This window comes from Collinsella aerofaciens (genome assembly GCF_009876115.1).
In the GTDB taxonomy this organism is placed as follows: domain Bacteria; phylum Actinomycetota; class Coriobacteriia; order Coriobacteriales; family Coriobacteriaceae; genus Collinsella; species Collinsella aerofaciens_N.
In genome coordinates this window covers 259,724-284,970 of record NZ_WWSY01000001.1, presented here as the reverse complement: position 1 = coordinate 284,970, position 25,247 = coordinate 259,724, and the positions used below count along the sequence as shown (strand labels likewise).

Below are 25,247 nucleotides of genomic sequence, written 5' to 3'. Positions count from 1 at the left end.
CGACTTTAACACCTAGAATTAGGAAAAGCCTCGGGGCTCCTGCCTAGCCCTTCGACCTGCACTGCGTGCAGAAGACGGTCGAGGGCGAACCGTGGTGCAGCTCCATGAGCTCGAGCTGCATCGCCCTGAACAGGTCCTCGGGCTTGTTCAGCAGCCGCTCGTCGATGTTTGTGTCAACGGCCTACTGAATACTGTTCAGTTTTACGCTACCACTGACAGCGAGGTCGAAGTGGCTCGTTGCTATTTCGAAGCCGCGCGCGCGGCGCGGAAGGGCGGCGTGGACCCCGAGGCCACTGCCTACAAGCTCGACAAGATGATTTGGTTGCTCTGCACAAGCGACTTTTACCTCGAAGGGGGTCTAAAGCTCTTTTCAACCAATGCACTTGTTGAATCGAACCTGAGCGCTTATTCGGGGGATGGCATTTAAATCGGAGCCACTTTCAGAAAAGCGGCGCTGCAAACGCATGCCAAAACTGGCAAATTATTATGAAAGGTAATCTTATGGCAAACGCAGAGGAATCAACTAAGGCCGGTCTATCGCGCTTGCAAGACGACGCAAGGCCGACTATTTGCAGCGACTCTCTCGAACTTATTTCGAATATCGCAGAGGTTGGCCTGGACGAAATTCTCCAAAACGAGTTCTTGAAGGACATCCCCGTCATCTCAAGCCTAGTGAGCATCTACAAAATCGGAAACAATATCCACAATGCGCATCTGCTGAAGAAGTATGCGTGTTTCCTCGATGAGTTCAACCGCGACTCTTTTGAAAAAGGCTCATGGAACAAGTACAAGCAATACTTTGAAGAGTCAAATAGGAAGCGCGATATTGAGTACCTGCTTATCCTGCTCGAAAGATACATTGAGGAGGACAAAGCGCGGCGACTAGCAAAGATTTATGAGGCCTACCTAGATAAAGAAATTAGCTGGGACGATCTTCGTTTGTTTGCAGAGACTTTGGACAGATTTCTACCTGGAGACTACGAAATGCTTCGAGAAAAGGAAACTTTTCAGACGCTCAGAGGCAGAGATGCAGAAGTTCTTCTTCGATTAACCGGACTGGGATTGCTGATTGAGGATATCCATCGGCAGCAGTGGGACGTAGTAGATACGACGCTCATCTTCGACGATCCCGACGAAATTGAGAAAGAAGAAAGGGTTTATCGTAGGACCGAATTTGGAAACAGGATGGTATCTATACTTGGCTAGCTACTGCAGACAGCAATCTGAGCGCGCTCTTGTCGTCTTGGTTAAACTGCTCGGATCTACCAGTGATTTTTACTGCATTAGGCATTCGTAAAGGGAATCGGTTCTTCACGATTCGCATCCTTTCTAGTGCTGCCTTTATTTAATGATCGAGATATGCTCGGCGACTGCGGTGTTCTGCCCCTTAGGTTACAGACGGTTGTTTCTATTGAGCTTCCAGAGGAAATACATGGGGTTCTCTTTTGCCTTGGCTTCTCGCAAGAAATCTGCGGATTGAGATGCAACGGCCCCTATGCCGGCAGCCCCGAGGAAGGCCATGGCATCAGAAGGTGATGCGATTCCGTATTGCCCCAATGTAAAGCTCGCAATTCCGATAGCGGCTTCAATGCCTGCGGAGGTGACTAATCGGGATCGCTCGTTTTTCATCACTAAAGATATCTTGTGAAGCTCGGGCTCAATTAGGTCGTTCTTCAGGTCAGCTAATGTCGAGGTGTCGATGGGCCTTTCGCTCAGGCCTTTGGACAAGGTATCCCTAAACACAAGAAACGACTCTTCGTTTCTAATGCGGCAATCAAGGATGCTACGCAACGTTGCATTTTCAGCAATGGGGAGGGGGCAAGATAACCGGCGAATGGGTATGGTCTGATCTTTTCGAGGATAAAGGGTGGAAGTTGCGGACTCGAGGAACTCAATCTGAGCTGGACGAGTGGTTAAATACGAGCTATTCGAAAAATAGGGATTGACGAGGGCTTGAAAGCAATCGTCCAACAATGGCAGTAGGATAGTCAAGATGCCGCCTTTCTCCAGCATGTCTCTATCCAATCGCGTTTCGCCTTGGCTTGCATAGAGCGATTCGTATTCAGACGGGATTACCAGGAAATCGACATCCATCTCATCATGGGACCCATATGCATCCATTCCCTCAATCGCTACATACAGATTCCCATCTGGTGCTTGTTTTAAAGTGCACGAGGTAGAGGAACAGAATTGTCGTACGAGTTCATCCCAATAACTCGATATCAATCCTTTTGCTTTTGATTCTCTTTCGATTTGTCGCGCTAGGCAATCTTTGCAAAGAGGAATGTAATTGCTCGAAAATCCGAGTATTCCAGCTTTGACTATGTCTTCGACTCGCATGGTCAAATAGATCCCGAATGCAAGTTCATCGACTGAGACATAATCATCGTGCCCCATTTCGAATGCCGATTCTATAGGGCAATGAATCAGTGTTTTATCTGCATACAATGCTGAGAACTTTGCCAAATGGTAAATGTTTTGCTCTCGACAGGCATAGTCAGTGCAGGGGAATTTGCCTCCTTCAAGGGTGGAGTCAACAGAAAAATTGAACAGGGATTGATTTTCGATTTTTTCGATTGGGATAAGGGGTGCAAGGCCCCTAATAAAGGCGTCGAACCTCCTTTGCCCCAGTTCTTCTAGGTACGCAATTATTTCGGCAAGAGAGCTGTTCTTGAATGCGGCTAGATAAGAATAAAGGTCATCGTATGCATGAGTCGCCATTTCGCTCACCTACACTTTCGGAAAGAGTTTTGCGTCGTTATTTCCGAGGCGTCGTTGGGCTCGCAATCGACTCTAGTGTGCAGCTGCTTCTCGACGTACTCCCTCATGTTCTGCCTCCACATGTAACTAATTGATTTGCTATGTGCCATTATGAATGGTATATAGCAAATCAATTAGTTACATTTAATGGAGCATTGCGAGCGTGGCGCGCGCAAAGAAGAGTCGTTGTATGGAGGCTTCCGGCAACGGCCTTTTGTACGTCCGTGACTGTTGGGTGCTATCGCGGATGACGTCATTGTTGCCTGCACTCTCGATCCAAGGATGTAATTACGGAAGTGCGGGGAAAATCGAGAACCTTCGAGCACAACGCGATTTTTAGCACCAAAACCGCAGTTCGCGGAAGCGAAAACTGGGGCCTGGTTAGCATTTCTTCGATTTTCCCCGCACTTCCGAATTTGACCCCTTGCCGCACCTTGATCACGTCTTCAAGTGGCTGGTTCATCGCTAATGGAGTTTTCTGCGGTGCTTGAATTGCGGTGTTGTGATTAGGGCAAAAGGCTCTTGGCTCCGGGGAGGCTCATCGCACGAAAATTCAAGTTGCTGCTGAAGTAGGGCTTGCTTCGGCAGCGCTAACAATAAGGGCGGCTCTGCTAGTCTCGGGAGACCGCGGCATTCGGCGGGCCTGCCGAATGCCGCGATCAGTAGCGGTCAGTAGCGGTCAGTATATTCTTCGGAGCCGTTTCTCTGGGCTTCGGCGGACTTGCCAACTCGCGCTTGGGCACTACTCAGTAGATTACTCAGCAGTGCCCAGTAGATTACTCAGTAGTGCCCAGCAGGGGGAGGGCAGCAAACGCAATGGGCCTGTTTCCCGGCTAGGACCTGCAGCCTCAAACTTCGCTTGGCATCCTGTAGAACTGGTGCGGGTCTTTCGGGCTTTTCCCTACCCATTCCAACAGGCCTCGCCCGGCAAGGTCTTTCAGAGTCTTCGAGGCCGTTTTCCTACCGACATTGGACTCCCGCGCGAGGTCGGAGGTCGTGATTTTCCCCTGAGCGGCGGCAATTGCCATCGCTGCTCGTTCGCGCTCGCTGAGGAGCGGTCGGTTGTCGGCCGCGGTTCTCCTGAAGGCCGCTTTCTGTAACCCAGGACGCTCGAAGACGACGACGGTGCTGTTGACGGTCTGCTCGAAGCGGAACCTCACGCCGGCTGCCTCGCAGGCCTCCTTGATGCGCGGTATGCCCGTGCCGTACTGCTCGATGACGCCGGCGCGGAACAGGGTGCGCGCGATCGCGGGGTTTCGGAGGCCGAACTCGCTCGCGGTACCGTCTAGGTGCTCTTGCGGCGAGTCGCCCTCGGGGAACAGGCCCGGGCTCACGATCTGGACGGTGTCCATGAACACGTTGACCTCGACGGCGGTGCCGGTGGTGTAGTCGCGGTGGCACAGCGCGTTGGCAACCGCCTCGCGGATGGCCTCGGCCGGGATCTCGGGGATCTCCTTGCGGTACATGCCCGTCTCGCCGATGACGAACTCGCGCCTGATGTTCGACGTCACGAAGTACTCGGCGAAGTCGAGCAGCTTGAGCATGGTGCCGCACTCGCGGCGCAGGTCGAGGATCTTGGCCTTGGTGTTGCCGCCCAGAAGCCCCAGCTTCATCCTGGGGTAGGTGTCGGATCCCTCGCAGAACAGCTCCACCGCGGCGTTTCTTAGGCTGCCGTCGGGCGCGACGAGGTCGAGCCTTGCCAAGGTGTCCTCCACGCCGGCGAACCCGCCGCCCACGCGTCCGGCCCTGCCGCCGCGCGCGACGAAGTCACGCACCGCCTGCTCGTCGGCGTCGGAGACGGGCCTGCCGGACGGCAGCGAGTCCCACGGGCTACGGGCGCGCTCACGCTTGACGACCATGGCGCTCAGCTCCGAGGCCGACAGCGCTTTGTTCGAAGTCCCCACGCGGGTGAAGTAGCGTCCGTCGGCGGAGTAGGGGGCGTCGGCACCTGAGAAGGCAATTTTGATGTATCGCAGCCCATCATCGGCGTCGAGGCACTCGACCGTCGGGAACACCGCGGGCTCGATCTTGTCGGACACCCACGACGTCACCTGGCGCAGCGTTGCGTCGCTGACATCCTGGCCGATGACATCGCCGTTGTCCTTCACGCCGAAGTAGAGCTCGCCGCGGCCGTGCTTGTTCAGCATGGCGCTGATGGCTTGCAGTGCTTCTTTATGCTCGCCAGTGGACTTCTTGAACTCGACGGTCTCGCTCTCGCTGCCCAGGTTCATCCGCGCTGCCTTTCCCGTTCGTTGCTTGTCTCGTTGGATTATACCGTGGTCACCATGGGCGAAAACGTGGAAGCGCGCTTGCTTGCCTCTACCATGTTCTCATGCGCCTTAATGCCCTTTGTGAAGAATCGTCCCATTGGGAAACGGGTCCCTATGGAACGATTTTGGTATCAGGCATAGGGGGGCGCTATCGTGGATGTCGTCACCATTGCCTGCGCCCTCGATCCAGAGATGTAATTACAGAAGTGCGGGGAAAAATCGAAAACCTTCGAGCACAACGCGGTTTTTTTGTATCAAAACCGCAGGTCGCGGAAGCCTAAAACGGGGGTCTGGTCAGCATTCCTTTGGTTTTCCCCGCACTTCCGAATTTGGCCTCTCGCCACATCCCGATTACGTCTTAAAGTGGCGCAAAAAGCCGTGTGCTCTGCTTGATTTTGCTCAGGAATTATGCCTGAGGGGTAGTGGATTCGCCTTTCTCCGCCGTGCAGCGGCACGTGTAGGGCTCTCTGGCTCAGGCGCGAGTCGCTTCCCGTCTGAAAAAGTTCTTAAAACAGCTTTAAAGTTGCCTTTGGCCTACATTGACAGCGTACAATACGCATGTTTACCATGGCAAAAGCTAAATTTGGGGAGGGGGAGCGCACGGTGGAAGTGCTGGTTGTTGGCAATACCGCGTATGTCGATGACGACTTTTGTGCCAAGGCGTTTCCCGGTGACCATGTTCAGGTCGTGGCGGCCAACGAGGCGCGCCGCGACGGGTCGTCGCTCCATGCGTCTTGGAAAGAGCTGCTGCAGCACCTGGACCAGGCTTACGAATTCGACCGTGTGGTCTACCTCTCTACCTATCTCACGCCGCATACCGAGGCCGTTGGCGACATCGAGCTGCTGCGCTCCGTCTTTCGAGCTTGCATGGGTCGCCAGATTCAGCTGCTGTTTGTGACTGGTCCCATGGGAGCGGACGGTGCGGTGGACGTTGCGGGGCAAAACGGCAAGGGCATCATTGCCCGTGCGGCCAACGACCTGTGCCGCTACTATGCGGTCCGCGACGGCATTCAGGCCAAGATCTTGCGCGTGCCGTATCTGTACACCGCCTCGCCCACGCTGGAAGACCCGATTTTGACCCCGCTGTTCGAGGCGTGCTCGCAAGGCTCTGCTGTCATGAGGGCTGGGGCGGACTCACCGCTCGGTGCCCTCTGCGCCGAGGAGCTGGCCGTTCTGGTGCGTCGCATCTTCGACAGCTGGGATGCCACATTCGAGGAACTCGAGGTTCCGGATAGCTTTGCCCACACCGTGGGAGACCTGGGCGAGGCGCTCAAGGGCTTGTTCCCGGGGCTCGACATTACCTACGACGGGGACGCCGTCGTCTCCATTGCTCCGAGCGATACCGTCCGCACGCGCTACGGGTGGTTCCAGCGCTATGACGTGCTGCGCGATCTTTCGACCATACACGCCCGCTGGGAGCAGACCCTCGCGGGCAAGCGCCATCCGCTGCGTGCCGCCATCGACCGCATGCGCGGGCGGACACTGCCCATCAAATGCCTGGAGACCGCGCTGGCCTGGGTGCTCTTTGAGGGCCTGGAGCTGGTGTTTTCGCAGTTTGCTCAGCTTAACGTGCTCGACTACCGCCTGCTGTACGTGGTACTGATCGGCACGCTGTATGGGCTCGATTTTGGCCTGGTTGCGGCGCTGCTGGCGTCGGTGGGTTTGGCCGCGAGCTACTTTACTCAGTACGGTTATACCTTCCAGGGTCTCTTTTACGAGCCGTCCAACTGGCTGCCGTTTATTGCGTACTTTGTGGTGGGTGCCGTGTGCGGCTATGTGCAGCTGCGCAACAGCGAGGCCATTAAGGCGGAGCGTGACGAGAACGAGCTTGTGCGAAACCGTAACACGTTCCTAACGCGGCTCTATCACGACGCGATTGAGGACAAACGTGCCTATAAGCGACAGATTGTGGGGCGCCACGACAGCTTTGGCAAAATCTTTGCTGTGACACAGGAGCTCGACGTACTCAACCCGCGTGATATATACCGCAAGTGCTGTGAGTTGCTGGGCGAGATTCTCGAGAACGATTCGGTGACGATCTACCATGTTTCGGGTGGGGCATTTGCGCGCCTGGTAGCGGCGAGCCCGGCGATTTCCAACGATGTGCCGCGCTCGCTCTCGCTCGATGACCTTGCGCCCGTGCTCCAAGGTGCGATCTCGGGTTTGTGGGTGAACCGCGCACTGACGTCGGGGCTTCCGATGTTTGGCTATGCGATCGAGCGCGATGGAGCCCCAGCCGTATTGATCTTTGTGCGTCACGTGGCCGAAAGCCAAATGACCCTGTACTACCAAAACCTGTTCCGCATCCTGTGCGGCCTGGTGGAAAGCGCGCTGGGACGCGCCTTCGATTACGAGGCAGTGGCGCAGGATAAGCGCTGCGTTGCCGGCACGTGCGTTCTCAGCCACGATGCCTTTGGCCAGGAACTCGCCGCCGAGCTGGCGCTTGCGGACAATAAGATGGGGAGCTTCTTGCTCTTGCGCGTGGTGCCGGGCATGGAGCCTGTTGGCGAGCTGGTCGGCGCCATTGGGTCGGCGATTCGCGAGAGTGACGCTGCGGGCCTGGTCGATGGACACACACTTTACTTGCTTATGCGTCAGGCAACCGAGGCCGACCTGCCCGTTATTTGTGCGCGCTTGGCGGCCAAGCACATTACAGTGGAACCTGTCGGCAGCGAGGACGTTGTGGCCCTGATGCAACGCATCGCGCCCACCGGAAGCGGTGAAGGGGAGGCCGCTTGATCTCGCTTGTTGTTGCTACCGTACTGCTATTAATTCATGCGCTGGTGTGTCTGGTGCTGTGGACGCTTATGAAACTGGGCTTGCTGCCGGTTCGAGGGCACATGCTTACTGTGATGGTGCTCGTACCGCTGTGGGGCCCGTTGCTCGTGGCACTACTCTCGGTGCGTAGCGCGGTGTTCGGCGCGGACCTCAAGGACGCCACGCTGGAGACGCTTCGCATTAACGACGACATGCATCGCAGTTTGCTCGTGCAGGGACGCGAGCGCGATGATGGCGTGGTGCCGCTCGAGGAAGCATTGATCGTCAACGACCCGGGCGACCGCCGCCGTCTGATGCTCTCCATGCTTACCGAGGATCCGGATGCGTACCTGGCACAGTTGCAGGCAGCAAAACTCAACGACGATGTTGAGGTCGCGCACTATGCCGCGACGGCGGTGGCGCAGATTTCCAAGGAGTCCGACCTTAAGCTGCAGCAGTTGGAGCGCGCGTTTAAGACCGATCCCAGCTCGCATAACCTGGATGCGTATTGCGATTTTCTGGGCGCCTATCTGGACTCGGGTTTGGCAGAGGGCTGCGTGGCACAGATTCAACGTCAACAGTATGCACGTTTGCTCGCGCGTCGTTGCGAACGTGAGGACGTGCCGGCGCTGCGCATTCGCTATGCCACGGCGCTGGTCGATGCCGGCGAGATTGATAAGGCGGAGGACGTCGCGAGCCAGTTGGTGATCGATGCGTCAGACGAACAGGACGTGTGGATGCTCTGCCTGCGCTTGGCTGTGATTCGTCGCGATGGGCAGGCGGTACAGCGCGTAATCGACGCGATCGACAAGCAGCATGTGTATTTGAATGCCGAAAATCGTGAGAGGCTGGCATTTTGGCACGAAGGAGAGGAGGCCCGATGAGCGTGGTGCAACATATCCGCGAGCGTGCGGGCCATTTTCGCTGGATGGGGCTGCTCGTGGTGTGGGCGGTCTTTATTGCCATGGCTGTCGTGCTGTTGATCGAGCGTGCCGGCGTGCAGTACAGCGCCGGGCAGCATAAGCTGGGCATGCTCGCTGCCAACGACGCGGTGCCGGCAAGTTCGGCGATGTTTGGCCAAAAGCCCACGTGCTTGGTTATTACCGACTCGGACCAAGATGGCGTCGAGGACGTCAAAGAGCAGTTCGACCAGATCTTGCTTGACATGAAGATCGCCCACCGCGATGTGGATATTGCCACCGATGGTGTTGATGCGATTCCTTCTCTCACGTCCTTCAACCGCGTGATTTTACTGATGCCGTCGCTCGACGGGCTCGGTACGCACCTCTCCGACATCATGAGCTGGGTGAGTGCCGGCGGTTCGCTGATGCTCGCCATGACGCCGGATAACTCCAGCTACCTGCAGGCAATCGGTCCCAAGCTGGGCATCGATTCTGCCGGCTATGAATATGCGACGGCAGAGAGCATCGTGCCGAGCGAGGACTTTATGATCGGCGGTGGCCAGCGTTATGAGTTATCGGACCCCTTTGATTCGTCGCTTTCGGTTTCGCTGCGTGAGACGGCCCACGTGTGGGCTAAAACCGGTGACACGGGTACTCCGCTTATTTGGTCGAGCGATTGCGGCAGCGGCCGTACCGTGGTGTGCAATATCGGTATCTACGACAAGGTCATGCGTGGTTTCTATTCCGCGGCCGTGAGCCTATTGGGCGATGCCACGGCCTATCCGGTCATCAACAGCGCCGTCTTCTATCTGGATGACTTTCCCAGCCCCGTGCCCTCGGGCGACGGCACTTACATTAAGCGCGACTACGGCCTTTCCATTGCCGATTTTTATGCCAAGGTCTGGTGGCCCGATCTGCAAAAGCTCGCGCAAAAATACGGCATTCGCTATACCGGCGTGATGATTGAAAACTACGAGGACGCGGTCAACCAGACCGAGCCCGCGCGCCAGGCCGATACCACGCAGTTCCGCTACTTTGGCGGCATGCTGCTGCAGATGGGCGGAGAGCTGGGCTTTCACGGCTACAACCATCAGCCGCTGGCACTCTGGGACACCGACTATGGCACGCTGTACGACTACAAGACGTGGAAGAATAAGGAGACGATCGTTGCATCGCTCAACGAGCTTATCGCCTTTCAGGACGAGGTGCTGCCCAACGCGCACGGCTCGGTCTACGTGCCGCCGTCGAATATCCTTTCGGCCCGCGCGCGCAAGCTTATCGGCACCGACGTGCCGCGCATCAAGACCATTGCCAGTACGTATTTTGAGGACGGCACCGACCTGCCGTACGTGCAGGAGTTTGGCGTGGCGAGCGATGGCATTGTGGAGCAGCCGCGTATTGTCTCGGGCGGCATGGTCGACGATTCCTACATGCGCCTGGCTGCCGTGTCCGAGCTCAACATGCACTACGTGAGCACGCACTTTATGCACCCGGACGATCTGCTGGATCCCGATCGCGGCGCTAAGGAGGGCTGGGAAGTCTATAAGGGCGGCCTGACCGACTACCTGGACTGGCTTACCAAGTCTGCGCCCGACCTGCGTCGCCAGACCGGTTCGGAATGCTCGGGTGCCATTCAGCGCTTTTCGTCCGTGACGGTGAGCGTGGATACCAGTGCGGATGCCTGGACGCTCAGTCTGGGCAATTTCCACGACGAAGCGTGGCTCATGTTCCGCGCCAACAACGGCGAGCCGGGTGCGGTTACGGGTGGCGAGATTACGCATCTGACGGGTGACCTGTACCTGGTCAAGGCCACGGACAAGACGGTGACCATTGCGCGCAAGGAGGGTGGCGACAAATGAGAATCTGCTTGGTACTCGAGGGCTGCTACCCCTATGTGCACGGCGGGGTGTCCACATGGATGCACGGCTATATACAGGCCATGCCCGAGCACGAGTTTGTGCTGTGGGTGATTGGCGCGCATGCTGCCGACCGCGGCAAGTTTGTCTACGAGCTGCCCGACAACGTGGTCGAGGTGCACGAGGTGTTTCTGGACGATGCCCTGCGGCTTTCGGGCGAGCAGGAAGAGGTCGACTTTGACGACCGCGAGCGCGAGGCGCTGCGTCGCCTGGTGTCGCTCTCCAATCCGGACTGGGACGTGCTATTCGATATTTTCCAGCGCCGCCACGTGCATCCGCTCTCGTTTTTGCAGAGCCGCACGTTTATGGACATCTTCCGCGACGTGTGCCTGGCCGAGTACCCCTACACGCCTTTTGCCGACGCATTCCACACCATGCGCTCCATGCTGCTGCCCGTGCTCTACCTGCTGGGCAGCGAGGTACCGGTGGCCGATGTGTACCATGCCATCTCGACTGGCTACGGCGGCCTGCTCGCCTGCCTGGGCTCAAGCGTTCACCATGCGCCGGTGCTGCTTACCGAGCACGGTATCTACACGCGCGAGCGCGAGGAAGAGATCATTCGCGCCGACTGGGTGGTGCCGTCGTTTAAGGACCGCTGGATTCGCTTTTTCTACCTGCTTTCGGAGGAGATCTACCGTCGCGCCTTCCGCGTGACGAGCCTGTTTCACAACGCCCGCAAGACGCAGATCGACATGGGCTGCGATGCGGACAAATGTCTGGTCATCCCCAACGGCATTCAATTCGACCGCTTTAAGGACATTCCCTTAAAGCCCGATGACGGCTGGGTGGACATTGGCGCGGTGGTGCGTCTGGCGCCCATCAAGGACGTTAAGACCATGATCTATGCCTTCTTTGAGCTGCACGAGCGCCTGCCCAAGGTGCGCCTGCATATTATGGGCGGCGTGGACGATGAGGAGTACGGCGCCGAGTGTCATGCGCTGGTGGAGACATTGGGCGTGCGTGACTTGATCTTTACCGGCCGCGTCAACGTGGTCGAGTACATGGAGAAGCTCGACTTCACCATTTTGACGAGCATCTCCGAGGGGCAGCCGCTCAGCGTGCTGGAGTCGCTTGCTGCGCGTCGCCCCTGCGTGACGACCGAGGTGGGCTGCTGTCGCGAGCTGCTCGAGGGCGCCCCCGGCGACGACTTTGGCGTGGCCGGATTTGTGACGCCACCTATGTATCGCAAGGGCTTGGCCGATGCCATGGAACGCATGTGCGCGAGCCGTGCCCGCCGTATCGAGATGGGGGAGCGCGGCCAGCGTCGCGTTGCCACATACTTTTTGCACGAGCAGATGCTCGCCAACTATCGTGCGCTGTACGACGAGACGGCGTGTGCGTTTAACCTGCCCAGAGAGGGGGAGTAGCCGGTGGCCGGAATTGGTTTTGAGCTCAAGCGCCTGTTTAGGCGTAAGGGTCTGTTTGCCATGATGCGCGCCTATGGCTACGCCGGCATTGTGTGCACGGGCCCCATGCTGCTGGGCGTGCTGCTCCAGGTGGGTATCTTGGTGCTGTGCGGTCTGTGGGGCGTGGGACGTGCCAACCAGGATTTGCTGGTGTGCATGGTGACCTATACGCTGCTGGCGTCGCTCACGCTCACGAGCTTTTTCTCCATGCCGGTCACGCGTTTTTTGGCCGACATGCTCTTTGCCGAGCGCGAAGAGGAGGTCTTTCCCTCGTTTTGGGGCTCCAACGCCATCATGTTGGTTGCGGGCACGGTGCTTTACGGCATCTTTTTGCTGTTCTCGGGCGCCACGCTGCTGCAGGGGCTGCTGTGCCTGTGGCTGTTCAACATTATGATCGTCAACTGGAACGGCATGGGCTACCTCACGGCCATTAAGGACTACCGCGGCATCCTGCGCAGCTTTGCTGCCGCCATTGGCGTGGCGTGCCTGTGCGCCCTGGCCGCGCTGGCACTGGGGCTGCCGCCGGTCGAGGGCCTGCTGGCGTCGATCGCCCTGGGCTACGGCGTCATGCTTGCCTGGGACGTGGTGCTGCTGTACCGGTATTTTCCTCAGAGCGATCGCAGCCCCTGGCTCTTTTTGCAGTGGCTCGATGAGTTTATGCCTCTGGCACTCACGGGCCTGTTTACCAACCTGGGACTCTTTGCGCACCTGGTGATTATCTGGGCAGGGCCCATTGGCGTGCAGGTCAAGGGCTTGTTTTACGGCGCGCCCTATCACGATGTGCCGGCGTTGCTTGCGTTTTTGACCATTCTGGTCACGACCGTCAACTTTGTGGTGTCGGTCGAGGTCAACTTCTATCCGCGCTACCGCGACTACTACAGCCTGTTTAATGACGGCGGCGTGGTGGGCGACATCGTGGTGGCCGAGGAGGAAATGCTCGCCACGCTCAACCGGGAGCTGCGGTTTTGTGCGCTCAAGCAGCTGTTTGTGACGGCAGCGGTCATTTCGCTCGAGACCACGGTGCTCTCGGCCCTGCCACTGGGCTTCAACAACCTGATGCACGGGTATTTTCGCACGTTATGCGTGGGTTTTGGCCTGTATGCCGTGGGCAATACGGTGATGCTCATCTTGCTGTACTTTACCGACTACAAGGGCGCCGTGCTTGCTTCCGGGCTGTTCGCGGGTGTGGCAGGGCTGGCGACCATCGTCTCGCTGTTCTTTCCGCAGCAGTTTTATGGCTTTGGCTTTTTGCTCGGCGCGGCGGTGTTTTTTGTTGTGGCGCTCATGCGGCTCGATACCTATACTGCCAACTTGCCGTATCGTATCCTGAGTCAACAGCCCATTGTGGCGACCGACAAGACGGGTCGCTTTACGGAGCTGGGCCGCTTGCTCGACCGTGCCGAACAGCGCTACGAGGAGCTGCGTTTAGAGGGCGAGCCGCATGGTGCGTTTGAGCGCATAGTGGTTCGCGTGTATCGCAATCGTTGGGGAGGTCCTGATGACCGATAGGATGATATCGCGCCGCCGTTTGATTGAGGCGGCTGCCGGCGCCTTGCTGCTTTCGGGCTGCTCTTCGCAGGACGAATCCTCGACCAAAAAGACCAAGAAGCAGGGCAAGATTAAAAAGGCCGATGCGTCTAGCGGGACCAAGCACCTTCGCGATAAGGACGAGCTGTACGAGGTCTACGACGACTCGGGCATTGTGGCCATGTACCTGACGGTCTCGCGCGGCAATAGCTCCGAGAACACTGACCACAGCTGGGCCGAGATCAATACGTACTCGGTCTACGACTATGCCGACATGGGCGTGACGCGCTATCAGGTTATGGGCCTGCTGCAGGCGGGTGACGAGGACGGTCCCGTTGCTGGTGAAGTGGGCTATGGCGAGGAAGCGCCCAATGCTACCGTGCAGGTGCGCGGCCAGACGTCGAGCATGAACTCGCAAAAGAATTACAAGATAGAGCTCAAAAAGGGCAAGGGTACCTGGCGCCATCAGCGCGCGATTGCGCTTAACAAGCACATGGGAGAGGGCATGCGTTTTCGCAACAAGATGGCCTATGACCTTATCCGTGGAATTCCCCAGATGATGGGCTTGCGCACGCAGTTTGTGCATCTGTGGGTGTGCGACCAGACCGAAAAGTCCAACGATACCTTTGAGGACTACGGTCTGTTTACGCAGGTGGAGCAGCTCAACAAGACGGCGCTCAAAGCCCACGGTCTGGATAAGAGCGGGCACCTGTACAAGGTGAACAGCTTTGATTTCCATCGCTTCGAAGACACCATCAAGCTGGCGGGTGACCCTGACTATAACCAGACGGCGTTTGAGGGCATGCTCGAGATTAAGGGCGACTCGGACCATACCAAGTTAATCGAGATGCTCGATGCGCTCAACGACGATACGCAAAAGATCGACGATGTGCTCGACACCTACTTCGATACCGAGAACCTGGTCTATTGGATGGCGTTTCAGATCTTGACGGGCAATTGCGATACGCAGAACCGTAACTGCTATCTGTACAGCCCGCTTAACTCCAAGGTCTGGTACATCCTTGATTGGGATAACGACGGCATGCTGCGCAAGCTGGAGCTGTCTCTTAAGGGGTTTTCGGACTACGCGAGCTGGGAGCGCGGCGTGAGCAACTACTGGGGCAACGTGCTGTTTAACCGCGCGTTGCGCAGCAAGTCGTTCCGCAGCGAACTCGATAGCGCCGTGAAGGATCTGCGCTCGTATATGACCGAGGCGCGCCTGAGCAAGATGGTCGAGCATTATCGCGAGGTGACGGAGTCGCTCGTCTTTGCTGCGCCCGACCTGGAGAATCTGCCCGTGACCAAGGACGAATACGAGCAGATTGCCGCGGCGATTCCTTCCGAGATCGAGGAGAACTATAAGAGCTTCCGCGAGAGCTATAAAAAGCCCATGCCGTTCTACATTGGCGTGCCGCAGATCGATAACGGTAAGTTGCGCATTGGCTGGGATGCCTCCTACGACTTTAAAGCGCGTGACATTCGCTACACCGTGGAGCTGGCGCGCGACTACGCCATCAAGGACGTGATCTTTAAGGCCGAGGATGTGCTGCTGCCCGAGGTGACCTGCGATGCGCCCGATGCCGGCCAGTATTTTGTGCGCGTGCGCGCCACCAACTCCGACGACTATACGCAAGATGCGTTTGACTACTATGTGACTGACGACGGCAAACAGTACGGCATGAAGTGTTTTTACGTGCAGGACGGCGGTAAGGTCGTGGAGGACACGTATGAGGAGGGCTAGCGCGCTGCTTGAGCGCTTGGCGGCCCCGCCTGCGCGTACCACGCAAGAGCGTTACCGCCACGAGCTCAAATATCTCATTAACGAGGGCGAGCACGCCGCGATTGCCTGTCGCATGGCGCCGGTGTTTAAGCTGGACAAGCATGCGCGGGCAGGCGGTTACACCATTCGCAGCTTGTACTTCGACGACTACTGCAACTCGGCCTACGAGGAAAAAGACGCCGGCATTCTCATGCGCAAAAAGTATCGCGTGCGCATCTATAACGGTGGCGACAAGGTGATTAAGCTCGAGCGCAAAAAGAAGTACGGTAGCTGGATCTATAAGGAGGACGCGCCGCTCACGCGTGGCGAGTTTGAGCAGATTCTGGCCGGCGACTACGACTTTTTGCTGAGGAGCCCCTATCCGCTCTGCCGCGAGTTCTACATCGAGTGCATCTGCAACGTGATGCGCCCGCGGACCATCGTGGACTACGAGCGCGAGCCGTGGGTGATGGATGAGGGCACCGTGCGCATCACGTTTGACATGAACGTGCGCGCCGCGGTGGGAAGCTTCGATATCTTTGACGCGACGCTGCCCGCGCTGCCGGTCCTGGAGCCCGGCAAGCTGGTGATGGAGGTTAAGTTTACGGAGTTTTGCCCGCAGCTCGTGCGCGATATGGTGCCGCCGGGCGCGGCCGAGCTTACGGCGGTCTCCAAGTACTGCCTGTGTTACGAAAAGACCGCCTACTTACGCGGCTTTAACTACTGGGAATCGGATTTTGAGAACCGAGGGGATATTTAGACCATGAGCACCAGGGACTTTTTTAAGAACTCCGTCTTGGAGGCGTTTGGTCAGGTCGACCCTGCCAAGATCGGCCTGTCGCTGCTCGTGGCGCTCGCCATGGGCATCCTGATCTATTACGTGTACAAGCGCTTTTTTACCGGCGTGGTGTATTCTCGCAGTTTTGCCGTGACGCTCGTGGGCATGTGCGTGCTCACCTGCATGGTGACGCTCGCGATCTCGACGAACGTGGTCATCTCGCTCGGTATGGTCGGTGCTTTGTCCATCGTCCGCTATCGTACGGCGGTCAAGGACCCGCTTGACCTGCTGTATCTGTTTTGGGCCATTACCACAGGCATTACGGCGGGTGCCGGCATGTATGCGCTCGTAGGGATCACGGCAGTGGTGATCGTGGTGATGATTGCCGGCTTTGCGAGTCATCAGGACAAGGCGCGCGTGTACATGATGGTCATCCACTACACGGGCCAGACCACCGGCGACGACATTGTCCGTGCATTTGGGCGCACCAAGTTCACCGTCAAGTCCAAGACTATGCGCGGCGAAAAGGTCGAGATGGCCGTCGAGGTCTTCTCGGACGGCGTTGACATGCCCTATGCGGACGCCATTCGCGCGCTCGACGGCGTGGAAGACCTAACGTTGATCCAATACAACGGCGAATACCACGGCTAATTTTGTTCCGGCGTTCTAACGAACGCCGGACCGCTCGACGCTGCGCGGGCATCTGCCGGGCGATCTGCCGCTCAAACCGTCGCTCGCGTACATGAAGTACGCGTCGCTCCTCTTTCACGGCACCTCGCCACGACAGCTGCCTGCTCGCTGGCGCGTGCTCTTCCAGGATGGCTAATTTGGTTCAGTTTTATTATTTAGGGGACGGTATCGCGTGGACGTGCAACAGTTAGAAGAGGCCTGGGCTGCAAGGGCTGGTGCGCGTGAGGCGCGTCTTGTTGCGGTCTCGCATGTGCCGGCGGCGCTGTCGCCGCTGGGGATTGTGCAGCCCGGCGATCGCTTGGTGGCCTTTGCGGACGACTTTGCCGATACGTTTGCCTGCGGCTTTGATGGCTGCGATGTTGCGCTGGTGGGGGAGCCCGCGACTGCGGCGTTTGCTGCTGCGTCCGAGGGTTTTGATGCTTCGTTTGATGCCGAGGGGCCGCATCTGTGGTGGTTCGTCAACTCCATCGGCGGGTTTGGCCTGCGTGTGCCCGACCTTCGTGCGCTGGGTCGCGCGGCTCGTGAGTTGCATGCGCTGCTCGTGGTTGATAACACTGTGTCGGGCGTCTTTGGGTGCGACCCGCTGCGTCTGGGCGCCGCGCTTTCGCTCGAGGCGCTCGACCGCGTGTGTGCTGGCGTTGCGCCGCGCAAGCTCGTCGCCGCTTCGGTGGCGCGCTCGCAGCTTAAGCGCCATCGCGTGGATGCCGCGGCCGAGTGCGCGCACGCCCTGCTCGAGGGGTGCGGATTGGCTGCGCTCGACTTGTCCTCCGATGAGGCCGAGATTCTAGAGCATGGGCTCGACACGATCGACACCCGCATGCAGGCGCATTTCGACCGCGCCCGTGCGCTAGCCGAGTATCTGGCCGCCAACGAGATGGTACGCAACGTGCGCTATCCCGGGCTGACCTCGCATCCCGACCATACCATCGCGACCGGCATCCTGGAGCACGGCTTTGGCCCGGCAGTAGAGTTTGACCTGATGGACTGCACCGCGGGCGAATTCTTTAACGCACTGCCCGACAAGTTCCGTATATCGCCCGCCGGCGGCGCAACGACGCGCCTCTCTGCTCCGCGAGGCAAGCAGGGGAGCACCATTCGCCTCTTCGCCGGCGCTGATGATCCCCTGGTAGTGGCTGCCACCCTAGACACCGCCCTCCGGAACTAGCTAGTATTGGGTCTGTGCCACGAAAACGGCCTATCTACTACGTTTAACCCCTAGGGGTCAACCATACCCGCCATTTTTGAAAAATGGCAAGCTGTCTACCAGCGGTTTTATTTTCACGAAATCTGGGGTGGTCGAGGGTGTTCAACTAAACGTAGTAAATGGGCGCATTTTATGGCGCGCGTCTTAATTCGTTAGTGCGGCGGACCAATAATCAGCCCAGATAGTCTACTTTGCGTTAATGCTGGCGATGAGGTCGTTGGCTTTGGTGGCAATGACTTGGTTTATGTCGGCCTGCAGCTCCTCGTAGACCGCGATGGCGCGCTCGCCGGCCGGCGTGAGCGTGGATCCGCGGGCGCCGTCGCGCTCGATGAGCTTGCAACCCAGCTGCCCTTCGGCTTCGTTCACAATGCGCCAAGCCTTGGAATAGGCCATGCCCATGCTTTTGGCGGCGCGGTTGAGCGAGTGCTCGCGGGCGATGCCTTGCAGCAACAAAACGCAACCATGGCCGAACACGCCCGGCAGGTCTTTGTCGCACGCTTGAATGACCAACTTTGCCGTCGTCTTGTACTCCATGTGCCTTACGTCTCCCCGCTAAAGTGTTTGCTGGGCAAACGCATAGCCTGCGTCAAACCCTCGTGTGCTCTTCTTAAATCATGCATTGTAGCAGTCAAAGTGCGCTAAGATACTTCCCCAGTATTGGGCGCCCAAGGTTGGGCTGGGTCCTACGAGGCCTGCAGCCGACCGGTCGCATGGAAAAAGGAGAAACATGGCTACGTTCTTTCCCGGTGAGTCCCACACGTTTTCGGAGTATCTGCTGGTCCCTGGTTACTCGTCCTCGCAGTGCATTCCCAACAACGTCTCTCTCAAGACGCCGCTAACCCGCTTCAAGCGCGGTGAGAAGCCGGCAATCACCCTGAACATTCCCATGGTTTCCGCCATCATGCAATCCGTCTCGGGCGTCGACATGGGTGTCGCGCTCGCTACCGAGGGCGGCCTGTCCTTCATCTACGGTTCCCAGACCCCCGAGTCCGAGGCTGCTATGGTCAAGGCCGTCAAGGATCACAAGGCTGGCTTCGTTCAGTCCGATTCCACGCTGACCCCCGATATGACCATGGAGCAGGTTATCGAGCTCAAGGATAAGACCGGTCACTCCACCATGCCGGTCACCGACGACGGCACTCCCAAGGGTAAGCTCCTGGGCATCGTCACCAGCCGTGACTATCGCCCCAGCCGCGATGACCACCAGAAGAAGGTCTCCGAGTTCATGACCCCGCGTGAGCAGCTCATCGTGGGCGACAAGAACATCAGCCTCAAGGTTGCCAACGATGTCATCTGGGACAACAAGCTCAACGCCCTGCCCATCGTCGATGACAACGATCACCTCATGGGCATCGTCTTCCGCAAGGACTACGACAGCCACAAGACCAACCCCAACGAGCTACTCGACGGCGATAAGCGCTACATGGTCGGCGCCGGCATCAACACCCGCGACTATGCCGAGCGCGTGCCGCTGCTCGTCGAGGCCGGTGCCGACGTCCTGTGCATCGACTCTTCCGAGGGCTTCAGCGAGTGGCAGAAGCGCACCATCGAGTGGATCCGCGCCAACTACGGCGAGGACGTCAAGGTCGGTGCCGGTAACGTCGTCGACGCCGAGGGCTTCCGCTTTTTGGCTGACTGCGGTGCCGACTTCATCAAGGTCGGTATCGGCGGCGGCTCCATCTGCATTACCCGTGAGACCAAGGGTATCGGCCGTGGCCAGGCCACCGCGCTGATTGACGTCTGCCGCGCTCGCGACGAGTATTACGAGGAGACCGGCGTCTACGTGCCCGTTTGCTCCGATGGTGGCATCGTCTACGACTACCACATGACGCTCGCCCTGGCCATGGGTGCCGACTTTATGATGCTGGGCCGCTACTTCGCCCGCTTTGACGAGAGCCCGACCGAGCGCGTCAACGTCAACGGTCAGTATATGAAGGAGTACTGGGGCGAGGGTTCTGCACGTGCCCGCAACTGGCAGCGCTACGACCTAGGCGGTGCTGCGAAACTCAGCTTCGTCGAGGGCGTCGATTCCTACGTTCCCTACGCTGGCTCCCTCAAGGACGGCGTGGGCGGCACGCTCTACAAGGTCAAGTCCACGATGTGCAACTGCGGCGCCCTCTCGATCCCCGAGCTCCAGGAAAAGGCACGCCTGACCCTGGTCAGCTCCACCTCCATCGTCGAAGGCGGAGCCCACGACGTAGTCGTGAAAGACTCCCAGCAGTCTGTGTCTTATCGATAAGCGGCTTTCCCAAGCACCGTACCTTGGACCTCAAACCGTCGCTCGCGTACCAAAGTACGCGTCGCTCCTCTTTCGGCCCAATCTGCGGCACTCGGAAAACCCGTTCATGCTAGGACGGGTCACAAACAAAGGTTGAGTATCAACCACGTTATTTAGATAAAGCGAGATGCCTGCAAGTCGCAGGCACCTCGCTTGTCGTATTTGCTATCATCAGTCAAGTTAACCTTAGGGTCGGTCGGCTTGGCTTTGTTCGCTACAAGTTCCGCACGCAAAGAAGAGCACTTAATGTGCTCTTCGTCTTGCGCAGGACTGTCCGCAGTAGCGAACAAAGCCAAGCCGACCGACCCCAGCTAAGATTAAAGGAGCTGATATGTGCGATTGCACAGATCATAAGGACGAGATCCCTGCCTACGACGCGCAGGCCATTGAGTCCAAGTGGATGAAGGCCTGGGAGGACTCCAACCTCTTTGCTGTCGACACCGACGACAGCAAGCCCAAGAAGTATGTGCTCGAGATGTTCCCGTATCCGTCGGGCGACCTGCACATGGGCCACGCGCGCAACTATACCATCGGCGATGCCATGGCCCGTCAGGCCCGCATGCGCGGCTACGACGTGCTGCATCCCATCGGCTTCGATGCCTTTGGCCTGCCCGCCGAGAACGCCGCCATCAAGCACAACACGCAGGCTGCCGCCTGGACGTATAAGAATATGGATCAGGCGCTTGCCACGATGAAGCGCATGGGCTTCTCCTACGACCTGGATCGCACCGTTAAGACCTGCAGCCCCGACTACTACCGCTGGGGTCAGTGGATCTTTGAGAAGATGTGGGAAAAGGGCCTGGTCTACCGCAAGAAGAATCCGGTCAACTGGTGCCCCACCTGCAAGACCGTTCTTGCTAACGAGCAGGTGACCGAGGGTAAATGCTGGCGCTGCGGCACCGAGCCCGAGAAGCGCGATCTTGAGCAGTGGTACTACAAGATTACCGAGTACTCCCAGGAGCTGCTCGACGATCTGGAGAAGCTCCCCGGCTGGCCCGAGCGCGTTAAGCAGATGCAGGCCAACTGGATCGGCCGTTCCGAGGGCGCCGAGGTCGACTTTACCCTGTGCGACAAGGATGGCGAGCCCATCGAGGGCGACGAGGGTAAGATCACCGTCTTCACCACGCGAGCCGACACGCTCTTCGGTGTCTCCTTCTTTGTCCTGGCTCCCGAGTACGCGCGCCTGCACGAGCTCGTCGAGGGCACGGAGTACGAGGAGGCCGTCACCAAGATTGTCGAGGACTCCAAGCATATCTCTGCTGTGGAGCGTGCCCAGGGCACCCTCGAGAAGCATGGCGCCTTTACGGGCCGCTACGTGGTGAACCCCGTTAACGGCGAGAAGGTCCCCGTGTGGGTTGCCGACTACGTCGTGGCCGACTACGGCACCGGTGCCGTCATGGCTGTTCCTTGCGGCGACCAGCGCGACTTTGAGTTCGCCCGCAAGTATGACCTGCCTATTGTGCCGATCATCCTGGACGATGACGACCGCGCTGCCGTCGAGGCCAGCGGCGAGACCATCGATACCTTCCATGCCGAGACCGTCGACTGGGATTGCGCCCACGCTGCCGAGGGCACGCTCGTCCAGTCCGGCAAGTACACCGGCATGCGCGGTGGCAAGCACTCCGAGGGCGAGGCTGCAATCGTGGCCGACCTCGAGGCCATGGGCTGCGGCCGCCGCAAGGTCGAGTTCCGTCTGCGCGACTGGCTCATCAGCCGCCAGCGTTATTGGGGCAACCCCATCCCGGCCATCCACTGCGAGCACTGCGGCATCGTGCCCGTGCCCGAGGACCAGCTGCCGGTGACGCTGCCCGAGAACCTGGACCTGGGTGCCGGCGAGACCCTCGCCGAGTGCAAGGAGTTCTACGAGACCACCTGCCCGGTCTGCGGTCGCCCGGCCAAGCGCGAGACCGATACCATGGACACCTTCACCTGCTCCAGCTGGTACTACCTGCGCTATACCGATCCGCACAACACCGAGCTGCCCTTCTCCCGAGAGGCTGCCGATCGTTGGATGCCCGTCGATAACTACATCGGTGGCATCGAGCACGCCATTCTGCACCTGCTTTACAGCCGCTTCTTTACCAAGGCGCTGCGCGACCTGGGCCTGCTGACCGTTGACGAGCCCTTCACCAACCTGCTGTGTCAGGGCATGGTCAAGGACGAGAACGGCGACACCATGTCCAAGTCCAAGGGCAATGTTGTGCCCCCGAGCTCGGTTATTGAGCCCTACGGTGCCGACACCATGCGTCTGGCGATCCTGTTTATCGCCCCGCCAGAGAAGGACTTCGACTGGGATCCCAAGGCCGTCGAGGGCGCTAACCGCTTCATTAAGCGCGCCTGGCGTATCGTGTGGCAGCTCGTCCAGTCCGGTGACGCCAACGTGGCCTTCGACAAGTCCGCGCTCGACGAGGTCGCGATGATGCTTTATCGCGAGCGTCACCGCACCATTGCCAAGTGCACCGAGGACTTTGACCGCGGCCAGTTCAACACCGCGATCTCGGCCGTCATGGAACTCGTCAACGCGGCGAGCGCCTACCTCAATGCCGCTGAGGGCGCTTCCCGTGACAAGGCGCTGTGCTACGGCGTGGCCAAGGATATCGTGAGCGTCCTTGCCCCCATCTGTCCGTTCTGGGCCGACGAGCTGTGGCACGAGGCACTCGGCTGCGAGGGCAACGCCTACACCGCCGCCTGGCCCGAGTTCGACCTGGCCGAGTCCATCGAGGACACGGTGCAGATCGTCGTACAGGTGCTCGGCAAGGTCCGTGGCCGCATCGACGTCGCCCGCGACGCCTCCAACGAGGAGATGCAGGCTGCCGCCGAGGAAGCCGTTACCAAGTGGCTCGAGGGCAAGACGGTCGTCAAGGCCATCTGCGTGCCCGGCAAGCTGGTTAACCTGGTGGTCAAGTAAGCGCTGCGCGCATAGCTGACATCAAAAAGCGAGGGACGATTCTGCAGGGAGTCGCCCCTCTATTTGGTTAAGGATACTTACGACAACACCCAATTATCCATTTCTTGTGGAGAACCTGTGCTCACGCTGACCTGCGGGTTTGTGTTGTGGTTGCACGTTTGTGCAGGTATTGGTATAGTTTGCTTGCAAATGAAGTTGTAATTGAAAGAAGTGGGGTTTCGGCCCCGCTTCTTTTTTGTATGGATGGAGGTCCCGCAATGGTCAAGACCAAGACCGAGCAGGCGATCATCGACGCGCTCGAGGCCGTCGCTCCCCAGCACGATGTCGACATCGTCGACGTTGAGCTCGTGGGAGCCACCAAGGCTCCCTGCGTGCGCGTGCGTATCGAGGGTGCCGAGGGTCAGAGCCTGTCGCTCAATGACGTCACGGCCAACACCAAATGGGTCGGCGATGTGATTGAGGAGCTCGACCCCATCTCTTCGAGCTATACGCTCGAGGTGTCGAGCCCGGGTATGGCGCGCCCGCTGCGCCGCCCGAGTGACTTTGCCCGCTTTGTGGGCGAGAACTGCGAGCTCACCTCCACCGCCACCGAGGGTCGTCGCAAGTACGCCGGCAAGATTGCCGCCGCCACCGAGACGAACGTGACCCTCGAGCTCGAGGACGGCGAGTCCGTCACCCTCGATTTTTCCGATGTTAAAAAGTGCAAGTTGAAGCCCACCTATGACTTCAAGCCCGCGAAGGAAGGAAAGTAAGATGGCAGCATCCGACATGATGTCCGCCCTGATGGAGCTTTGCCAGGAGAAGCACATCGACCAGCTCTACCTGATCGACCGCCTGGAGCAGTCGCTCGCCAAGAGCTATGCCGAGATCCTGCATCTTGAGTGGGGCGCCAAGGTGACCATCGACCGCACCACCGGCAAGATTTACGTTTACCGTCTGGAGCCGATCGACGATTCCATGGACGAGGAGGGCAACTTCACCGAGTTCGAGGAGATCGACGTCACTCCCAAGAACACGAGCCGCATCGCCGCCCAGCACGCCAAGGCCGAGATTAACGCCATCGTGCGCAACTCCGCCCGCGAGCAGATCTACGAGGAGTTCTCCGGCCGCATCGGTGACCTCATCAGCGGTACCGTGCTGCAGTCCACGCCCGACTTCACGATCGTCAAGATTCGCGAGGGCGTCGAGGCCGAGCTTCCGCACTTCGACCAGCGCCGTTACGAGAACGAGCGCAACGAGCGTCCGATGGGCGAGCGCTACCTGCACAACCAACACATCAAGGCCGTGATCATCGACGTTCGCGACCCCAACTCCAACCTGCAGCCGGTTCGTGGCGAGCACAGCCGTCCGCCGATTGTCATCTCCCGTACCCATCCCGAGCTCATGCGTCGTCTGTTTGAGCAGGAGGTGCCCGAGATCTATGAGGGCACCGTTCAGATCAAGTCGATCGCCCGCGAGCCCGGCCAGCGCTCCAAGGTCGCCGTTCACTCGCTCGACGATCGCCTGGATCCCGTGGGCGCCTGCGTCGGCCCCAAGGGCAGCCGTGTTCGCGCCGTCGTGGGCGAGCTCCGTGGCGAGCGCGTCGACGTCATCCTGTGGGATGCCGATCCGGCCGTCTACGTTGCCAACGCCCTGTCGCCTGCCAAGGTCACCCGCGTCCTTATCGACGAGGAGAAGGCCTATGCCGGCGTTATCGTGCCCGATGACCAGCTTTCGCTCGCCATCGGCAAGGAGGGCCAGAACGCCCGCCTCGCCGCGCGCCTGACCGGCTGGCACATCGATATTAAGTCCGAGACCCTTGCCGCCGACATCCTCAAGAACGTTCCCGTTCACGAGGAGCCCGCCGCCGACCTGATCGGTGACGAGGAGGACGAGGACGTCCGTCGCTGCGAGTTCGTGTCCGAGGACGGCATCCAGTGTCGCAACCAGGCCCGTCCCGGCTCCCGTTTCTGCGGTGTCCACGACACCGACGCCTTCGATGATGCGGAGGACCTGATCTAGCGCGCGGTCGCGCCGGGCGGGTCCCGGCGCATACCCCACGCTCGTTCAGTCTCTAGGCACCCAAGGTGCCAGAAAGGGTAGGTGAAGTCAT

General features: G+C 58.9%; 18 protein-coding genes. 15 read left to right on the top strand and 3 right to left on the bottom strand.

The window, feature by feature from the left end; translation table 11 throughout:
- Positions 1-91: 91 nt before the first annotated feature.
- The gene (locus GT571_RS01300; RefSeq protein WP_117774269.1) at positions 92-427 is read left to right on the top strand and encodes a hypothetical protein; all 336 of its coding nucleotides are present in this window, start codon (positions 92-94) and stop codon (positions 425-427) included.
- 74 nt (positions 428-501) lie between these two features.
- Positions 502-1,206, top strand: a complete 705-nt coding sequence (locus tag GT571_RS01295) for a hypothetical protein (RefSeq protein WP_161154954.1) — start codon at positions 502-504, stop codon at positions 1,204-1,206.
- A 186-nt stretch (positions 1,207-1,392) separates the two neighbouring features.
- Here GT571_RS01295 and GT571_RS01290 read toward each other — a convergent pair whose 3' ends face one another.
- Both GT571_RS01290 and GT571_RS01285 read right to left on the bottom strand, forming a co-directional pair.
- The gene (locus GT571_RS01290; protein ID WP_117774271.1) at positions 1,393-2,721 is read right to left on the bottom strand and encodes a hypothetical protein; all 1,329 of its coding nucleotides are present in this window, start codon (positions 2,719-2,721) and stop codon (positions 1,393-1,395) included.
- Between the two features lie 887 nt (positions 2,722-3,608).
- On the bottom strand, positions 3,609-4,991 hold the full coding sequence (locus tag GT571_RS01285) for an RNA-binding domain-containing protein (RefSeq protein ID WP_117774272.1): 1,383 nt from the start codon (positions 4,989-4,991) through the stop codon (positions 3,609-3,611).
- Between the two features lie 642 nt (positions 4,992-5,633).
- Between GT571_RS01285 and GT571_RS01280 the strand changes: the two genes are divergently transcribed.
- The 9 genes from GT571_RS01280 to GT571_RS01240 all read left to right on the top strand — a co-directional run bounded on the left by GT571_RS01280 (position 5,634) and on the right by GT571_RS01240 (position 17,930).
- Positions 5,634-7,769, top strand: a complete 2,136-nt coding sequence (locus GT571_RS01280; RefSeq protein ID WP_204987178.1) for a DUF4118 domain-containing protein — start codon at positions 5,634-5,636, stop codon at positions 7,767-7,769.
- A complete protein-coding gene (locus GT571_RS01275; protein WP_161154950.1) occupies positions 7,766-8,671 on the top strand; it encodes a hypothetical protein in 906 nt (301 codons plus the stop codon). Before GT571_RS01280 ends, GT571_RS01275 begins: the two co-directional genes overlap by 4 nt.
- The gene (locus tag GT571_RS01270; RefSeq protein ID WP_161154948.1) at positions 8,668-10,548 is read left to right on the top strand and encodes a DUF2194 domain-containing protein; all 1,881 of its coding nucleotides are present in this window, start codon (positions 8,668-8,670) and stop codon (positions 10,546-10,548) included. The genes GT571_RS01275 and GT571_RS01270 overlap by 4 nt, the downstream gene beginning before the upstream one ends.
- Positions 10,545-11,972, top strand: a complete 1,428-nt coding sequence (gene pelF, locus GT571_RS01265) for a GT4 family glycosyltransferase PelF (RefSeq protein WP_161154946.1) — start codon at positions 10,545-10,547, stop codon at positions 11,970-11,972. The genes GT571_RS01270 and pelF overlap by 4 nt, the downstream gene beginning before the upstream one ends.
- A 3-nt stretch (positions 11,973-11,975) precedes the next feature.
- The gene (gene pelG / locus GT571_RS01260; RefSeq protein ID WP_161154944.1) at positions 11,976-13,520 is read left to right on the top strand and encodes an exopolysaccharide Pel transporter PelG; all 1,545 of its coding nucleotides are present in this window, start codon (positions 11,976-11,978) and stop codon (positions 13,518-13,520) included.
- Complete coding sequence (locus GT571_RS01255; protein ID WP_161154942.1) at positions 13,510-15,279, top strand: CotH kinase family protein; 1,770 nt, start codon at positions 13,510-13,512, stop codon at positions 15,277-15,279. The genes pelG and GT571_RS01255 overlap by 11 nt, the downstream gene beginning before the upstream one ends.
- On the top strand, positions 15,266-16,057 hold the full coding sequence (locus tag GT571_RS01250; protein ID WP_161154940.1) for a polyphosphate polymerase domain-containing protein: 792 nt from the start codon (positions 15,266-15,268) through the stop codon (positions 16,055-16,057). Before GT571_RS01255 ends, GT571_RS01250 begins: the two co-directional genes overlap by 14 nt.
- A gap of 3 nt (positions 16,058-16,060) precedes the next feature.
- Positions 16,061-16,726: a DUF4956 domain-containing protein gene (locus GT571_RS01245; protein WP_161154938.1), complete on the top strand. Its 666-nt coding sequence runs from the start codon at positions 16,061-16,063 to the stop codon at positions 16,724-16,726.
- Positions 16,727-16,937: 211 nt separating this feature from the next.
- Positions 16,938-17,930, top strand: a complete 993-nt coding sequence (locus GT571_RS01240) for a PLP-dependent transferase (protein WP_161154936.1) — start codon at positions 16,938-16,940, stop codon at positions 17,928-17,930.
- Between the two features lie 225 nt (positions 17,931-18,155).
- On the opposite strand, the gene GT571_RS01235 is transcribed toward GT571_RS01240, so the two are convergent.
- Positions 18,156-18,503: a winged helix-turn-helix domain-containing protein gene (locus GT571_RS01235; RefSeq protein WP_161154934.1), complete on the bottom strand. Its 348-nt coding sequence runs from the start codon at positions 18,501-18,503 to the stop codon at positions 18,156-18,158.
- A 193-nt stretch (positions 18,504-18,696) separates the two neighbouring features.
- Between GT571_RS01235 and GT571_RS01230 the strand changes: the two genes are divergently transcribed.
- The 4 genes from GT571_RS01230 (at position 18,697) to nusA (ending at position 25,156) form a co-directional block, all read left to right on the top strand.
- Complete coding sequence (locus tag GT571_RS01230) at positions 18,697-20,208, top strand: IMP dehydrogenase (protein WP_161154932.1); 1,512 nt, start codon at positions 18,697-18,699, stop codon at positions 20,206-20,208.
- 370 nt (positions 20,209-20,578) lie between these two features.
- On the top strand, positions 20,579-23,155 hold the full coding sequence (gene leuS / locus GT571_RS01225) for a leucine--tRNA ligase (RefSeq protein ID WP_161154930.1): 2,577 nt from the start codon (positions 20,579-20,581) through the stop codon (positions 23,153-23,155).
- A gap of 257 nt (positions 23,156-23,412) precedes the next feature.
- On the top strand, positions 23,413-23,907 hold the full coding sequence (locus GT571_RS01220; protein ID WP_118267782.1) for a ribosome maturation factor RimP: 495 nt from the start codon (positions 23,413-23,415) through the stop codon (positions 23,905-23,907).
- Position 23,908: 1 nt separating this feature from the next.
- The gene (nusA, locus tag GT571_RS01215) at positions 23,909-25,156 is read left to right on the top strand and encodes a transcription termination factor NusA (protein WP_022094169.1); all 1,248 of its coding nucleotides are present in this window, start codon (positions 23,909-23,911) and stop codon (positions 25,154-25,156) included.
- The last annotated feature ends 91 nt before the right edge of the window (positions 25,157-25,247 follow it).

What these genes read in the sequence shown, in the direction of transcription:
- GT571_RS01295 (WP_161154954.1), top strand. Translation starts at nt 502, where the DNA reads ATGGCAAACGCAGAGGAATCAACTAAGGCCGGTCTATCGCGCTTGCAA.
- GT571_RS01290 (WP_117774271.1), bottom strand. Translation starts at nt 2,721, where the DNA reads ATGGCGACTCATGCATACGATGACCTTTATTCTTATCTAGCCGCATTC.
- GT571_RS01285 (WP_117774272.1), bottom strand. Translation starts at nt 4,991, where the DNA reads ATGAACCTGGGCAGCGAGAGCGAGACCGTCGAGTTCAAGAAGTCCACT.
- GT571_RS01270 (WP_161154948.1), top strand. Translation starts at nt 8,668, where the DNA reads ATGAGCGTGGTGCAACATATCCGCGAGCGTGCGGGCCATTTTCGCTGG.
- pelF (WP_161154946.1), top strand. Translation starts at nt 10,545, where the DNA reads ATGAGAATCTGCTTGGTACTCGAGGGCTGCTACCCCTATGTGCACGGC.
- GT571_RS01255 (WP_161154942.1), top strand. Translation starts at nt 13,510, where the DNA reads ATGACCGATAGGATGATATCGCGCCGCCGTTTGATTGAGGCGGCTGCC.
- GT571_RS01250 (WP_161154940.1), top strand. Translation starts at nt 15,266, where the DNA reads ATGAGGAGGGCTAGCGCGCTGCTTGAGCGCTTGGCGGCCCCGCCTGCG.
- GT571_RS01245 (WP_161154938.1), top strand. Translation starts at nt 16,061, where the DNA reads ATGAGCACCAGGGACTTTTTTAAGAACTCCGTCTTGGAGGCGTTTGGT.
- GT571_RS01235 (WP_161154934.1), bottom strand. Translation starts at nt 18,503, where the DNA reads ATGGAGTACAAGACGACGGCAAAGTTGGTCATTCAAGCGTGCGACAAA.
- GT571_RS01230 (WP_161154932.1), top strand. Translation starts at nt 18,697, where the DNA reads ATGGCTACGTTCTTTCCCGGTGAGTCCCACACGTTTTCGGAGTATCTG.
- leuS (WP_161154930.1), top strand. Translation starts at nt 20,579, where the DNA reads ATGTGCGATTGCACAGATCATAAGGACGAGATCCCTGCCTACGACGCG.
- GT571_RS01220 (WP_118267782.1), top strand. Translation starts at nt 23,413, where the DNA reads ATGGTCAAGACCAAGACCGAGCAGGCGATCATCGACGCGCTCGAGGCC.
- nusA (WP_022094169.1), top strand. Translation starts at nt 23,909, where the DNA reads ATGGCAGCATCCGACATGATGTCCGCCCTGATGGAGCTTTGCCAGGAG.